We start from the raw sequence: 13,479 nt of genomic DNA, 5'->3' as shown, positions 1-13,479 counted from the left end.
GTCAGGCTCCTTCGCAGCTGAGCGCCGAGCAGGCACCGCAGGCGGCGCAGCCCGCCGCCTGGTCCGACCCGGCCATGCCGGCGACGCGCAGCGCGGTCGCGACCTGGCGGGTCACCCGACCGACGTCGGCCGTGGCCGGCGCGGCGACGTGGTCGACGTCGGTCGCGAGCGTCCCCTCCAGCGGACGGAACGGGACGACGAAGGGGTACACGCCCATGTCGATGAGCTCGCGGGCCCCGGCGACGAGCTCGTCCGGGTCCTCGCCGAGCCCGACGAGCAGGTAGGTCGAGACCTGGTTGTGGCCGAAGACGCTCACCGCCTCGCGCCACGCGGCCCGGTACTCGTCGAGGGACACCGTGGACTTGCCGGGCATCCAGCGACGGCGGACGTCGTCGTCGAGCGACTCCACGTGGATGCCGATGGACCGCGCGCCCGCCTCGTGCAGCTCCGCGATCGAGGCGAGGTCGCCGGGCGGCTCGATCTGCACCTGGATCGGCAGGTCGGGCAGCACCTCGTGCACGGCGCGGACGCACCGGGCGAGGTGGGTGGCGCCGCGGTCGCGTCCCCGGGAGGTGCCGGTGGTCATGACCATCTGGGTCACGCCGTCGAGCTCCACCGCGGCCCGGGCGACCTCGGCCACCTGCTGCGGCGTCTTGACCGCGATGGTCGAGCCCTGCTCCAGCGACTGCTCGATGGCGCAGAACCGGCACCGCTCCGACTCGTCGTAGCGGGCGCAGGTCTGCACCACCGTCGTGGCCAGCACGTTCGCGGCGTGCAGCCGGGCGATCTTCTCGTAGCTGACCCCGTCGGACGTCTCGAGGTCGTAGAACCGGGGCCGGCTGACCGCCTCGACGCCGAGGCCGGTGTCGGCCCCGTCGAGGAGGAGGCGGCCGCCGGACACCGAGTACGGGCTCCTCGGGTTGAGCGGGATGGCCGCACCGACCCCGTCCAGCAGCACGTGGCCGTCGGCGCTCGGTCCCGCGCCGTTCGGCCGCGTGAGCGGCGCGTCGAGCAGCCGGATGCCCTGGATGGCGACGTCGACGCGCGTCGACGTGCGGCTGTGTGCGGCGAGGTCGGAGGCGGCACTCATCGTCCCGACCTCAGAGGTTGTAGGTCGAGTTGATGATGGCGCCCTTGCGCGCGTAGTGGATCAGCGCGTCCTGGACGTCGAGCGGGTGCGCCGGGATGACGCCCTCGATGAGGTCCTCCTCGCGCAGACCGTGCAGGGCGAGACCGAAACGACAGCAGAACACGGTGCCGCCCTCGGCGATGAACGTCTCGAGCGAGGCGTTCATGTTCAGCTCGCCCGGGAACCCGGCGTCGCCCGTCGTCGGGAAGCCGCGGGTGGCCATGCACGCGAGGGTGCCGGGCCCGTAGAAGTACATCGCGGAGTCGAAGCCCTTCCGCAGGGCGCGCGTGGCCTGCAGGATCGCGACGAAGCTGACGCTGGACTCGTGCGGGATGCCGTGCACGAGCGTGAAGTAGCTCTCGCCGTCCTCCGCCTGGTAGTCGGGGAAGATCTTGGTCGAGCCGTAGAGGTTGGTGCCCTTCGCCTGGGACGGGTGCGGGATCTCCGCGAGCGAGGCGGCGATGTTCTGGGCGATCTGGTCGTCGATGTCGGTCATGGCCTTCTCCTGGTGCGGTGTGGGATGGGGTGCTGCGGTAGGGGGTGCTGCGATGTGGGTGGTGCGGGTGGTGCACTGGCCGCCGAGCCGCGGCCAGGGATCAGGGGGTCAGGTGCCGTAGAGCGCCTCGAAGTTGCGCCGGAAGAAGAGGTCGGCGAGCTCGCCGTCGCCGGCCGCGGCGGCGAGCCGGGCGTGCTCGCCCGCGAAGTCGCCCCACGGGGCGTCGGTGGCGAACAGGATCCGGTCGTGCCCGACGCCGCGTCGCTCGATCTCCTGCACGAGCCAGGCGGGCGCGAAGCCGATGGTCCAGCTGGTGTCGGTGTAGACCTTCTTGCCGGCCTCGATCCAGTCGAAGAGCCGTCCGCCGATGAGCTTCATGTGCCCGCTCATCCCGCCCCCGAGGTGGACGAGGTGGATCTTCGTGTCGTCGCCGTAGCGGTCGACGAGCGTCCCGACCTGGTCGACGTCGGACGCGGCCCCCGGCGAGGTGTGCACGTGGACGACGAGGTCGTGGTCGGCGGCCGTCGTGAAGATGCGGTCGATCTCCTCGGCGCAGTCGGGGTCGGTGGGGCTGCCGCCGAGCAGGAAGCTGGTCTTGAGCGCCTTGACGCCCTGCTCGCCGACGAGGGCCAGCGCGGCGGTGTTGCGCTCGGCGTCGGACGCCTTCGGCGAGACCCACAGGCCACAGATCACCCGGTCGTCGCGCTGTGCGGCCTCGATTGCAAGCGGGTTCAGGTCGAAGGCGGCGTCCGGCACCGGCACGCCGTAGTTCGGCAGCACCAGGGTCCGCTCGGTGCCCTCGTCGTCGAGGGTCTGGAGGAAGTCGCGCACCGTCGCCTTGGCCGTGACGTCGGCCCGGATCGGCGGGCCGCCGTAGAACGGGAACGCGGGCAGCTCGCCGATGTGGCGGTGCGCGTCGAGCGGTGCGGGAGGCATGCCACCATTCAGCAGCCGGGATGTTTCAGACTGGTCACTGTCGGACTACGTCGCCGGAAGGTCTGCGCAACTCGACTGTTTCGCGGCGGCGATCGCGAAACATGGCCGACTCGCGCGAGGCCGTGGACGGTTCCCCAGGACAGCCAGGACCACGGACGGCTCGCACGGCGTGCGCCGGAGGCGTGTGAACCTCGGCGCTCCCACTGGCCACCCGCTTGGATCCGACCCGCTACCACCCCCGGGGCGTCACCGCTCCTCTTCGCCGTGGCGCCGGCGGCGTTGCTGCGACCTGCCGGTCAGTGTCTCCCCGCCCATCGTTTCCGACTACACCGTCAGCTGATCGGTGCCGCACCGCACGCCCGGATAGTCGGTCTCGGTGGGCGTGCGGTCGACGATGATGCGTTGGTCTCCGAGGCTGACGCCGATCTCATCAGCGCGGGCGTTGGGGACGAGGCGGGTGCCGGAGGGGCCGGTATGCTCGGTCATCTTGTAGGTGACCGCAGAGTGCTCTCAGGAAATTCTTGGAAAAACCATCCGCGCTCGGCGCCGGCGTGCTCTACTTCAGCGAGCTCGGCGATCGGGGGAACCATAGGACAGGAAGCGCGGCGGATGAATCCAGGGAAGATCACTCTGGCATGCGGACTTGTGAGTTCGCTGCAGGTGAGCATGCTCGTCGCCTCGACGACAGGTTCATTGCCAGCGGGAGCGTCGGTGGGAACGGGCGGCTCGTTCGTTCCGGTGACCCCGAGCCGCATCGCTGACACGGCGGAGGCAAGCTCGGGGTTCAGCTCCGATGGCCACTTCGGTGGTGGCGAATCCAGGACGCTGCAAGTGACAGGTCGTGCGGGTGTTCCAGCGCTGACGTCCGTGAGCGCTGTGGTTCTTGATGTGGCCGCGGCTTCCAGTCGCGACACCAAGGTCTACGTCGACCCCTCCGACGAAACCCGCCGCCTCTCGGCCCTTTCCATCCACGGTGCCACAACGTGGGACTCCACCACGGTCATCGTGCGCCCCGGGCCGGACGGCAAGGTCAAGGTATTCAACGAGGCCGGCGCTACCCGCATGAACGTGGATGTGCAGGGGTACTTCACCAAGTCGTCGACGTCGAGCACCACGGGCGGTTTCGTACCGACCACCCCCACACGCGTCGTCGATTCGGCCAACAACAAGGGCTTCACCTCTGCTGTGAGCGGAGGGACCGCGAAGGCCGTTCAGCTGGCCGGCAGCGCGGACATTCCAGCGGACGCCACTGGCGTCTTTGCGCACGTTCGTGTTCTCAACGCCACCGGTCAGGGAGGTCTGCGGTTCGCTCCCTACAACGGTTCGATCAGCCAGAGCACGCCGTCACTGGTCAACTACGACTCTGACCGTCCCTTCGACGGAAGCGGCGTTATCCCGGTGGACAGCAACGGAACTGCCCAGCTTCTGGGGAGCACGAACACTACATTCGACGTCGCAATCGATGTGCACGGTTACTTCACCCGCGGCACGGGCGGGGGGAGCTTCCATCCACTCACCAACGGTCGCGTCTACGACTCCGCCTCAAGCCCGTCGGGCAACCTGGCCCCAGGTGAGGTCCGAGAGATCAAGGTCGGTGGCAAAGCCAGCGTTCCTGACACCACGGACCTCGGCTCTGTGGCCATGAGCATCACCGCTCTTGACTGGACCTCTAGAGGCTACGTCAGTGTCGTGAACTCAGACTTGGCGAACGACAACGGCACCAGCAATCTCGCCTACACCGGTTCATATGCCGACACTGGGACCGCTTTGACCTCAAGCGCCATCGTCGAGGTCAGCCGAGGGAACACGGTGACCGTCAGGAACAGGTCTAGTTCCTCCTCAGTTCGGCTGCTGATCAATTCGGCAGGCTGGTTCGATCGGTCACAGACTGCTCAGGTTGACGAGGCGGGTCCTTCGACTCTTGGACCCAACCCGGAGGTTCAGTTCGCGGATGCAAGCAATCAAGCGTCCCAGCAGCTGACGTTCAACCTGCCGATCGACGCGTCGTTAGGCCGCGAGATGAGTGGCGCCCGGGTGGTCATCAAGAGCTCTGGGACCGAGCTGGGCTACTACTCTGGCGTCGCTGTGGATGCGGACGGAGTAGACGTGCCCACGATCCTGTCAGTCAACGGTGCGCAGGTGATTCAAGCCGTCACGCCAACCGCATCTACAACTTTCCCCGTTACCGCGTTCCCCGCATTCAAAGCAAAGGACGCGAACTACGGACCAACCGCCGCGCTTTACCCGGAGGTGGCGCGGGAGCAGGGAAGCGGGCTTTCGGCTTCCCAGATCATCGAGAACATCGATGCTGCGATGGCCGAACGGATCGCGGACCTCCGAGATCCAGGCGCCGGCGATGAAACCCCCGCTGACCCGCCCGGAACGCCCGCATACTCGTCCAACCCAGACGAGGTTGAAGACGGAACTGACCCCGAGGCGGTCACCACCTTCGCCTCGAAGCCCTACATCCCCATTCCGGCGCGGCGAAACGACAAGAGCGGCGCGCCCATCAAGCCGAAGTTCTACTACTACAACCCCGACGCCAAGACGCGGCCGTCGTGGCACGACTACTGCACTAATTCCAAAGACGCCATGGAACTCAATGGTTACAGCGTCAACTTCCGTGGTCCGTGCGGCAGGCACGACCTTTGCATCGAGTTCAAGCAGGCGCCGGAGCGGTACTATTGTGACGACGGCTTCAAGTCGTGGCTGCGAACGAACTGTCGTCACGCCATCGACAACAGCAAGTCGCTGACACGCTGTTACAGCTGGGTTGACATCTACGTCGCCGCTGTCCGCCGCACAACTGAGAAGCACGGTGGTGGATGGGGCCACGACGGAGAGACCTGGTACCCGGCCTACCGATGGAGTCCCTGGTGATGATCAGTAAGCGAGCGATACCGCACCTCATCATCGTTGCGGCAAGCACTCTCAGCGTGTACGCCTGGCTTGCGGTAGATTCGAACAGCCTCTCCTACGCTCTTTACCTCGGTAGTGCAGTAGTGGTCGTCCTTCTTGCTCTGACGATGCGCGTATCGGAATCTCCTGCTGGACGACGATGGTGTGACGTCATCGCCGTCCTGGGACTCCTGCAGATCCTCGCTGTTCCGCTCTACAGCCTGGTGTGGACGGACCCCTCGAGTTTGGACATCGTGCTGGTGCCGACCATGCTGGGGCTGCTGACCGTTTTCGTGAGCGGGATGACATTCCTAGCAGCGAGGCTGACGCGCTTGATCGGGGCGTGAGTTCTTCGTACGGCGACGTGCGTTGCCGGAAAGTTCGAATCGAACCTCGCCATCCGCGCCCGCACCTGGATTCCATGGTCGGCAGCTTCCTCGTGAGGCTCGCGGTGCGCAGCGCGTCGAGGTGGGCGGATTCTTGTCCACCGCCGGGGATCTCGTCGACGGCGGGCGGTCTGCGTGGCTATCGCGTCCCTTTCGGCCCTTCAGATCTTGGTCCTGCTGGTAGGAAATCTGCCGATCCTTCACGACGCTCCCGATCCGTCGCTCGCTTTGCTTCTAGCCGCATTGACGCTGCTCGGTGCTCTGCTAAGCCTCGACTCGACCACACTTCTCACACTCGACAATGGCACCCGGCCGGTCTAAATCCCGATCTCGGATACCCGTGGACGCATGGGCGCGGATGGCGAACTTGTCCTTGCTGCGCTCGTCGAGCTCAGCGGTCTCGGCGAGCAGCTCCGGGAGCGTGGAGTCGGAGTAGCGCCAGGGTGATGGCCCGGGCGACACCGCGGCCAGATCGTGCCGCGTGTCGTCGACGGAGGCTCCTGGCCAGGGACCGGTTGGCAGCGGCGCCCAGGGCTCAGGGCTACTGGTGTCGCCGGGGGCGCCGTGTCGCGGATCGGTATGCGGGCGGCCTCGCCGAAGTCTTCGACGGCAGCGGGGTCGATCGTCCTGCGGGATGCGGTGGCCGGGACTGCACCTCCCCAGCGAGTACCTGGATCTCGAAACTGGCTTGACCGTTGGTCCCCTCGACCGCGCCCAACGCCTCCTCCGCGACGTCGAGCGGTCGCAGGGAGCGTGGATCGTTGCGAGAAGGGCGGGCTTGCCGGGCGGCCCGCGCAAGAATCAGCGGGGCTACGAGCGCCGATCGTCCCGGTCGACGCCCGGGCGCTGGCGGTCGAACGCGCCGCGGATGGGAGCGGTGTCGTAGACAATCGTCAGCCGCTCGATCCGTCCCGCGTCGTCGAGCTCGGCGACGTCGACCACCGAGAACGGGGCCGGCTCGCCCGAGGCCAGCGTCCAGTCGAAGTCGAACCAGAAGCTCACCAGCTCGCGGCCGTCGCGCGTGCCGCGCATCGTCGCCTTGAGGGTCAGGCGCGACTCGGCCGTGTCAGCGAACAGGACGGGGTAGAACTTGCGCGCCGGCACCGTGCCGTACAACGGCGAGACGACCGTCGCGTCCGGTGCGAACAGGGCGAGCACGGCGTCGAGGTCGGCCGCCTGCAGGGCCGCGAGGTAATGCTCGACGAGGAGGTCTGGGTCGGCCACGCGCCCATCGAACCACGCCCCGCCCTCAGGGCTCGAGCGAGAGCACCGCCACCGAGGTCGCGAGCAGCAGCCGGTCCCACGCCGAGCCGACGTCGCGACCCGTCGCCTCACGCACCCGCCGCAAGCGGTAGCGCATCGACTGCGGGTGCAGACCGAGCACCTGAGCCGCCGCCACCGCCGACCCGTGCTCGAGAAACGCCCGCAGCCCGGCGAGGAGGTGCGCCTGGCCGGGCTCCAGCAGCGGGCGCAGGGCCGCCTCGGCCAGGGTCCGAGGATCCACCGGCGGCTGCCCGTGCAGCAGCGCCACCAGCAGGGCGTCGGCCTCGACCATCGCAGCAGTCTTGTGCGCCGCCCGTGGCCCGGCACCCCCGCCGGCGGCCTCCGTGTCGGGCGGCGCGTGACGCACCGCCACCTCGGCGAGCCGGAACGTGGCGGGAAGGTCGGTGAGGGCGACGTCGTCGAACCGGCAGGTGCGCCGACCGCGGGACCGCACGTCGACGCCGAGGTCGAGCGGTCGCTCGTGCAGGACGACGCCGACCCCCTGGCGCGTCGTCGAGAGCACCAGCCCGTCGGGGGCCGCCGTCGTCAGGAGCTGGGCGACGTCGCCCGCGGTCACGTCGCTCCCCGGGGCACCGACGACCGTCATCGTCAGCCGCGCCGGGAGGGTGAGGTCGAGCAGGCGGGTGCGGTCCGCGAGCGCCGACGTCGACGTCTGGCGACCGGCGAGCAGGTCCTGCGTCAGCGTGCGCACCACCTCGTCGCGGTCGGTGGCGAGACGCTCCGTCGCGGCTGCGTACCCCGCCGACAGCGCCTCCGACAGCGCGTCGAGCGACTCCAGCAGCACGACGTTCATGGCCAGCACGTCCTCGACGTCGAGCTCGGCCACGCCGCTGTCACGGACCAGGCCGCTCGCCTCCACCGCCGCGACCCGGTAGGCGCGCAGCACCGCCGACAGCGGGCGGCCGTCGGTCCCCCGTGCCACGCCGATCCCGTGGAACTGGCGCAGGTCGGCCTCGCCGAGCCGGCCGTCCTCGACCCAGAGCTCGAGCAGACGCTGCACGCCCCACCGGCTGATCGCCTCGGTCTCCTGCCGCTGGCTCTCACCGAGCGCCGCGTACGCGGGGATCTCGCGCTGCAGCGCGTCGGAGATGCGGCGGGCGAGGTGACCGGAGCCGGCCAGGACGCGGGCCTGGACCGCGCGACGCTCGACGGTCCCCACGGATGCCTCCTGTCAGCCCGCCGCGATCGTGATGCTCACCCGATGACAAAGGCCGTGGTCAGCAGGCGGTTCGACTTGCATCCTAGGTGACAGGACGGCCGACCAGGCCGGGCGAAGGAGCAGACATGGACGCCGACGTCATCGTCATCGGAGCCGGCCTGGCCGGTCTCGTCGCCGCGGCCGAGGCCGCCGACCGCGGGCGCAGTGTGCTGCTGCTCGACCAGGAGGGCGAGCAGAGCCTGGGCGGCCAGGCGTTCTGGAGCCTCGGCGGGCTCTTCCTCGTCGACTCGCCGGAGCAGCGGCGCATGGGCGTCAAGGACTCCCGGGCCCTCGCCGAGCAGGACTGGATGGGCAGCGCCCAGTTCGACCGGCCCGAGGACGCCTGGCCACGACGCTGGGCGGAGGCCTACCTCGACTTCGCGGCCGGGGAGAAGCGGTCCTGGCTGCACGGCATGGGCCTGCGCCTCTTCCCCGTCGTCGGCTGGGCCGAGCGCGGCGACGGTCGCGCGGAGGGGCACGGCAACTCGGTGCCCCGCTTCCACCTGACCTGGGGCACCGGACCGGGCGTGGTGGCACCGTTCGAGCGACGCGTGCGCGAGCACGTGGCGACCGGACGCGTCCGGTTCGCCTTCCGGCACCAGGTCGACGGACTGGTCGTCGAGGACGGTGTGGTGGTCGGCGTCCACGGATCCCTGCTGGAGCCCACCACCGTCGAGCGCGGGGTCGCGTCGAGCCGCACGCTGGTCGGTGACTTCGAGCTGCGTGCGCAGGCCGTGGTCGTGACGTCCGGCGGCATCGGCGGCAACCACGACCTCGTCCGCCGGGTCTGGCCCGAGCGGCTCGGCACTCCCCCGGCCACGATGGTCGCCGGCGTGCCGGCCCACGTGGACGGTCGCATGCCTGCCATCACCCAGGACGTCGGCGCGTCCGTGATCAACCCCGACCGGCTCTGGGCGTACGTGGAGGGCCTGCGGAACTGGGACCCGGTCTGGGAGAACCACGGCATCCGCATCCTGCCCGGACCGTCGTCGCTCTGGCTCGACGCCACCGGCGCCCGGCTGCCCGCCCCGTACTTCCCCGGCTTCGACACCCTCGGCACGCTGCGGTACCTCCGCGGCACCGGCCACGACTACTCGTGGTTCGTGCTCACCCAGAAGGTGATCGAGAAGGAGTTCGCGCTCTCGGGCTCGGAGCAGAACCCCGACCTCACCGGCAAGGACGTCAGGCTGCTGCTCTCCCGCGTCCGCCCGGGCGCGCCGGGACCGATCGAGAAGTTCAAGACGCACGGCGAGGACTTCGTCGTCGCCGACACCCTCGACGAGCTCGTCGCCGGCATGAACCGCGTGGGCGACGACGACGTGACGATCGACGCCGACGCGCTGCGCCGGCTCGTCGAGGCCCGCGACCGCGAGATCGACAACCCGTTCACCAAGGACGCCCAGATCACCGCGATGCGCGGAGCGCGGCGCTACCGCGGCGACCGGCTCGTCCGGGTCGCGACGCCGCACCGGTTCCTCGACGCGAGGAACGGTCCGCTGATCGCCGTCCGGCTCAACATCCTCACCCGCAAGACGCTCGGCGGCCTGGAGACCGACCTGTCCGGACGCTGCCTGACCGGTGACGGCACGCCCCTGCCCGGGCTGTACGCGGCCGGCGAGGTGAGCGGCTTCGGCGGCGGCGGGATGATGGGCTACAACGCGCTGGAGGGCACCTTCCTCGGCGGCTGCCTGTTCTCCGGCCGCGTCGCCGGACGCGCCGCCGCGGAGCAGGTGGGCTGACCCGGCGCTCAGGCGTCGAGGCGGTGGACGCCGAGGTCCGTGCGGCCCGGGTGCAGGTCGGCGCGCAACGCACGCCCCTCGCGGTACTCGCCGTCGCGCAGCCGCCGGTAGGGGCGGCCGGGCTCGGTGCCGATCCCGCGGAGCCGCTCGCGCAGCCTCGCCTCCTCGCGCTGGACGCCGTCCTCGTCGAGCCCGTCGGCGTCGTGCACGACGTGCAGGGCCAGCGCCTCGATCCCGACGTACCAGAGCGTGCCGTGGAGCAGCGGGAAGAGCAGCGACTCGAGGTCGCCGCTGATGCCCCGTGGCCCGATCGAGCCCGGGTCCTCGCCGGCGGTGACCACCACGAGGGCCCGCCGTCCGACCAGGCCGCCGTCGCCGTAGCGCCGCGGCACGCCGTACCTGGGGTCGAGGCGGTCGTCGTACGCGAACCCGCCGACCAGCACGCGGTCGAGCCAGCCCTTGAGGATGGCCGGCGGCCCGTACCACCAGAGCGGGAACTGCAGCACCAGCAGCTGCGACGCGGCCAGCTTGGCCTGCTCCGCGACGACGTCGGCCGCGAGCTCGCCGCGGGCGTACGCCTCCGCGAGACGCTCGGCCGCGCGACCGCCGGGCCCGGAGGCCGGTCGGCCGAGGTCGGACTCGCGCAGCACCGGGTCGAACTCCTGGGCGTAGAGGTCCGACGTGACCACGTCGTGGTCGGCCGACAGCGTCTCGACACCGGAACGGAACAGGCGTCCGTTCAAGGAGTCCTGCTGCGGGTGCGCGAGCACCCAGTGCGCACCGCGCGCGGTGCCCCCGGTCATCGTCGTCCTCCTGACGCCACGGAGACCACCACGGAGGCGAGGAGCGCCCGCGCTCGTCCAGGCGTGCTCGTGCCGTCGATCGCGCTGCGGGCCACGGCGTCGCCCGCACCGACAACGGCCTGCAGCGCGGCGTCGTCGAGCGGGCCGGAGACCCGCTCGACGGCCTCGCGGAGCATGCCCAGATAGGCCGCCTCCGCCTCGTCGCGCACGAGCTTCAGCGTCGGGGAGCCGGCCAGCGCGGCCACGACGTCGGCCAGCTCCGCGCCCTCGGCGATGCAGCAGTCGACGTACGCGCCCGCCACCACCGCGGCCACGGCCTCGAGCTCGTCCGGCGTGGAGCGGAGGGCGTCGGCGAGCACCTCCCGCTGCCGGACCTCGAAGGACCGGTACAGCTCGGCGAGCACACCGGCCCGGTCGCCGAAGTGCTGGTAGGCCAGCGGCTTCGTGACGCCGGCCCGCTCCGCGAGTCGGGCGAGCGTGAAGCCGTCCGTGCCCTCCTCGCGGATCAGCGCCCGCGCCTCCTCGAGCAGCTGGTCGTGCCGCTCCTCCCGGCTCAACCGGGGTCGTCGACCCTCCGGACTCATCCTCGACCTCCTGCTGACCATCGGTAAGTTACGGTCAGTAACCTAGCACGCGCCGAGAGGGTCGACCGTTCAGCCCAAGCGGGGCTGCCCGTTCGACGCGGTGAGCCCGCCGTCGACCGGGAGCACGACACCGTTGACGAACGACGCGTCGTCGCTCGCGAGGAAGGCGATGACCGACGCCACCTCCTCCGGCTCGGCCGCACGCCCGAGCGGGAGCCGGTCCCAGAAGCGGTCGAGCAGCTCCTGGTCGTCGGCCATCCCGGCCGTCATCTCCGACTTCGTCAGGCTCGGTGCGACCGCGTTCACCCGCAGGCCGGCCTCGGCGTGGTCGAGCGCCATCGCACGGGTCAGGTTCGTGACGCCGCCCTTCGCCGCGTTGTACGCCGCCGCGCCCCAGTCGCCCCCGACGCCCGAGACCGACGAGACGTTGACGATGCTGCCGCGCGTCTTAAGCAGGTGGGGCAACGCCGCGCGGGACGTGTGGAACACGCCGCCGAGGACGATCGCCAACGTCTGATCCCACGCGTCGCGGTCGACGTCGGGCACCGGACCCGACGGCCCGATGCCGGCGTTGTTGACCAGCACGTCGAGCCGGCCGTGGGCCTCGACGGTCGAGGCGACGAGCTCCTCGACCGCTGCCACGTCGCTGACGTCGCAGCGGTGCGGCACGACCGTGCCGTCGGCGGACTCCGCGACCTCGCGCAGCTTCTCCTCGCGCCGTCCCGCCACGACCACCGTGGCCCCCTCGGACGCGAACCGCCGCGCCGTCGCGGCCCCGATGCCGGACCCGCCCCCCGTCACGATCACGACGTCGCCGTCGAACCTGCCCATGTCGCGTCTCCCGCGTCCCTCGCCGTCGACTCATCGAAGCACGGGACCGCGGGACCGGCGCGCCGACGAGGGGCGCCGAGCGTCCACGCCGCTCCGCCCCTAGGCGGACTCCCACGGGTAGGCGTGCGCCAGGAACGCCTCGCGCACCTGGTCGCGCGGGGCCTCGAGACGCTCGTCGAAGAGGCGCCGCCCCTGCGTCCCGTCGATCACCAGACGTCGACCGTCGCGGTACACCCCCACCACCTGGTCGCGCGCCACGGTGCGGCGGTCGCGGCCGTGCACCAGCACCAGCTCCTCGTCGCGCACGACGACCCGGTGCTCGTCCACGATGGTGAGCGCCGCCAGCGCGCCGCCGACCGCAGCACCCACGGCCAGGCGCGCGGCCCACGCCCACGGGGTGTCGAAGCCGGCCACCCAGCGCGCGACGTCCTCGAAGGGCACCCACGGGAAGCCGCTGAGCAGCTCGAGCAGCCACGGCAGCACGAGCAGCAGCGCCGCACCGCCCCCGGCCAGCAGCACGACGGTCCAGACCCGGTCGGCGTCGGACATGCGCAGCTCGGTCTCGGGGCCCGCGATCATGACGCCCACGCTAGGAGGGACGGCACCGCGATCGCGTCGTCCGAAAGGCCGGACCTCGAGGTCCGAAGGTCGAGGTCAGGACCGACCGGCGGCCGACCGCAGCGCCTCGACCGACTCCGCGCTGACGAGCAGCTCGCACCGCCCGGAGCAGGCCAGCTGGTGCTCGACCCGCCCGGTCGCGATGAGCCGGTGCACCTCCGACGTCGGCACCGCGAGCAGCGCGGCAGCCTCGGCGACGGTCAGCTGCGACGACATGGACCCAGCGTAGTGCTGCGTCTCGACTCGACCACCGACACCTTCCGCTGGTCGAGTAGCAGCGACGGCGAGCGCCAGCGAGCTCGTCGGTGCGATGGAGCCGTCGCACAGGGGGCGTAGCCGCGACGGAGCGAGACCACGCGGCAACGGACCGGCGCGGGCCGACCCCCAGCGAAAGCCTGGAATGGTCTCGATACGCCCGGAGCACGCTCGTCCCTCGCGGCTCCGCGCTACTCGACCAGCGAAACCCTCCGCTGGTCGAGTAGTCCGAGCGAGCTTGCGAAGCTCGGACGTATCGAGACCACCCGGCAACGGATCAGCGCGGGCCTGCTCCCAGCGACCGCTTGGAGTGGTCTCGATA

At 70.5% G+C, this 13,479-nt stretch carries 14 protein-coding genes; 3 read left to right on the top strand and 11 right to left on the bottom strand.

Annotated elements, in window-relative coordinates; genetic code table 11:
• Position 1: 1 nt before the first annotated feature.
• The 4 genes from AC3WRM_RS13280 to AC3WRM_RS13265 all read right to left on the bottom strand — a co-directional run bounded on the left by AC3WRM_RS13280 (position 2) and on the right by AC3WRM_RS13265 (position 3,047).
• Positions 2–1,090 (bottom strand): MSMEG_0568 family radical SAM protein, encoded by a 1,089-nt coding sequence (locus AC3WRM_RS13280; RefSeq protein WP_492248341.1) that lies wholly within the window; start codon positions 1,088–1,090, stop codon positions 2–4.
• Between the two features lie 10 nt (positions 1,091–1,100).
• Positions 1,101–1,625, bottom strand: coding sequence for an MSMEG_0572/Sll0783 family nitrogen starvation response protein (locus AC3WRM_RS13275; protein WP_253026680.1), 525 nt, complete (start codon positions 1,623–1,625; stop codon positions 1,101–1,103).
• Between the two features lie 108 nt (positions 1,626–1,733).
• The gene (locus tag AC3WRM_RS13270; protein ID WP_492248340.1) at positions 1,734–2,561 is read right to left on the bottom strand and encodes an amidohydrolase family protein; all 828 of its coding nucleotides are present in this window, start codon (positions 2,559–2,561) and stop codon (positions 1,734–1,736) included.
• A 324-nt stretch (positions 2,562–2,885) separates the two neighbouring features.
• Positions 2,886–3,047 carry a hypothetical protein gene (locus AC3WRM_RS13265; RefSeq protein WP_492248339.1) on the bottom strand — a complete coding sequence of 54 codons (162 nt, stop codon included), beginning with the start codon at positions 3,045–3,047 and terminating at the stop codon, positions 2,886–2,888.
• Between the two features lie 174 nt (positions 3,048–3,221).
• Here AC3WRM_RS13265 and AC3WRM_RS13260 point away from each other — a divergent pair, with 174 nt between their 5' ends.
• Together AC3WRM_RS13260 and AC3WRM_RS13255 are read left to right on the top strand one after the other, a co-directional pair.
• On the top strand, positions 3,222–5,441 hold the full coding sequence (locus AC3WRM_RS13260; RefSeq protein ID WP_492248338.1) for a phospholipase A2 family protein: 2,220 nt from the start codon (positions 3,222–3,224) through the stop codon (positions 5,439–5,441).
• Positions 5,438–5,806: a hypothetical protein gene (locus AC3WRM_RS13255; protein WP_492248337.1), complete on the top strand. Its 369-nt coding sequence runs from the start codon at positions 5,438–5,440 to the stop codon at positions 5,804–5,806. The genes AC3WRM_RS13260 and AC3WRM_RS13255 overlap by 4 nt, the downstream gene beginning before the upstream one ends.
• 849 nt (positions 5,807–6,655) lie before the next feature.
• Here the strand turns inward: AC3WRM_RS13255 and AC3WRM_RS13250 are convergent.
• Both AC3WRM_RS13250 and AC3WRM_RS13245 read right to left on the bottom strand, forming a co-directional pair.
• Positions 6,656–7,069, bottom strand: coding sequence for a nuclear transport factor 2 family protein (locus AC3WRM_RS13250; protein ID WP_492248336.1), 414 nt, complete (start codon positions 7,067–7,069; stop codon positions 6,656–6,658).
• Positions 7,070–7,094: 25 nt separating this feature from the next.
• Positions 7,095–8,288 carry an RsbRD N-terminal domain-containing protein gene (locus tag AC3WRM_RS13245; RefSeq protein ID WP_492248335.1) on the bottom strand — a complete coding sequence of 398 codons (1,194 nt, stop codon included), beginning with the start codon at positions 8,286–8,288 and terminating at the stop codon, positions 7,095–7,097.
• A gap of 125 nt (positions 8,289–8,413) precedes the next feature.
• On the opposite strand from AC3WRM_RS13245, the gene AC3WRM_RS13240 reads away from it, so the two are divergent.
• Entirely contained in the window at positions 8,414–10,066 is a 1,653-nt protein-coding gene (locus AC3WRM_RS13240; protein WP_492248334.1) for an FAD-binding dehydrogenase, read from the top strand.
• An 8-nt stretch (positions 10,067–10,074) separates the two neighbouring features.
• Here AC3WRM_RS13240 and AC3WRM_RS13235 read toward each other — a convergent pair whose 3' ends face one another.
• The 5 genes from AC3WRM_RS13235 to AC3WRM_RS13215 form a co-directional block, all read right to left on the bottom strand.
• Positions 10,075–10,869: an NAD(P)H-dependent oxidoreductase gene (locus AC3WRM_RS13235; protein ID WP_492248333.1), complete on the bottom strand. Its 795-nt coding sequence runs from the start codon at positions 10,867–10,869 to the stop codon at positions 10,075–10,077.
• Entirely contained in the window at positions 10,866–11,453 is a 588-nt protein-coding gene (locus AC3WRM_RS13230; protein ID WP_492248332.1) for a TetR/AcrR family transcriptional regulator, read from the bottom strand. Before AC3WRM_RS13230 ends, AC3WRM_RS13235 begins: the two co-directional genes overlap by 4 nt.
• Before the next feature lie 69 nt (positions 11,454–11,522).
• Positions 11,523–12,284: a meso-2,3-butanediol dehydrogenase gene (gene budC, locus AC3WRM_RS13225; RefSeq protein WP_492248331.1), complete on the bottom strand. Its 762-nt coding sequence runs from the start codon at positions 12,282–12,284 to the stop codon at positions 11,523–11,525.
• Positions 12,285–12,383: 99 nt separating this feature from the next.
• Positions 12,384–12,863, bottom strand: a complete 480-nt coding sequence (locus tag AC3WRM_RS13220; protein ID WP_492248330.1) for a YqeB family protein — start codon at positions 12,861–12,863, stop codon at positions 12,384–12,386.
• A gap of 75 nt (positions 12,864–12,938) precedes the next feature.
• On the bottom strand, positions 12,939–13,118 hold the full coding sequence (locus AC3WRM_RS13215) for a hypothetical protein (RefSeq protein WP_492248329.1): 180 nt from the start codon (positions 13,116–13,118) through the stop codon (positions 12,939–12,941).
• Positions 13,119–13,479: the final 361 nt, after the last annotated feature.

It is taken from the genome of Aeromicrobium sp. EU05-FHT14F07, from assembly GCF_058790455.1.
This window is presented reverse-complemented; position numbering and strand designations above follow the sequence as displayed.

What these genes read in the sequence shown, in the direction of transcription:
- AC3WRM_RS13280 (WP_492248341.1), bottom strand. Translation starts at nt 1,090, where the DNA reads ATGAGTGCCGCCTCCGACCTCGCCGCACACAGCCGCACGTCGACGCGC.
- AC3WRM_RS13275 (WP_253026680.1), bottom strand. Translation starts at nt 1,625, where the DNA reads ATGACCGACATCGACGACCAGATCGCCCAGAACATCGCCGCCTCGCTC.
- AC3WRM_RS13270 (WP_492248340.1), bottom strand. Translation starts at nt 2,561, where the DNA reads ATGCCTCCCGCACCGCTCGACGCGCACCGCCACATCGGCGAGCTGCCC.
- AC3WRM_RS13265 (WP_492248339.1), bottom strand. Translation starts at nt 3,047, where the DNA reads ATGACCGAGCATACCGGCCCCTCCGGCACCCGCCTCGTCCCCAACGCC.
- AC3WRM_RS13240 (WP_492248334.1), top strand. Translation starts at nt 8,414, where the DNA reads ATGGACGCCGACGTCATCGTCATCGGAGCCGGCCTGGCCGGTCTCGTC.
- AC3WRM_RS13235 (WP_492248333.1), bottom strand. Translation starts at nt 10,869, where the DNA reads ATGACCGGGGGCACCGCGCGCGGTGCGCACTGGGTGCTCGCGCACCCG.
- AC3WRM_RS13230 (WP_492248332.1), bottom strand. Translation starts at nt 11,453, where the DNA reads ATGAGTCCGGAGGGTCGACGACCCCGGTTGAGCCGGGAGGAGCGGCAC.
- budC (WP_492248331.1), bottom strand. Translation starts at nt 12,284, where the DNA reads ATGGGCAGGTTCGACGGCGACGTCGTGATCGTGACGGGGGGCGGGTCC.
- AC3WRM_RS13220 (WP_492248330.1), bottom strand. Translation starts at nt 12,863, where the DNA reads ATGATCGCGGGCCCCGAGACCGAGCTGCGCATGTCCGACGCCGACCGG.
- AC3WRM_RS13215 (WP_492248329.1), bottom strand. Translation starts at nt 13,118, where the DNA reads ATGTCGTCGCAGCTGACCGTCGCCGAGGCTGCCGCGCTGCTCGCGGTG.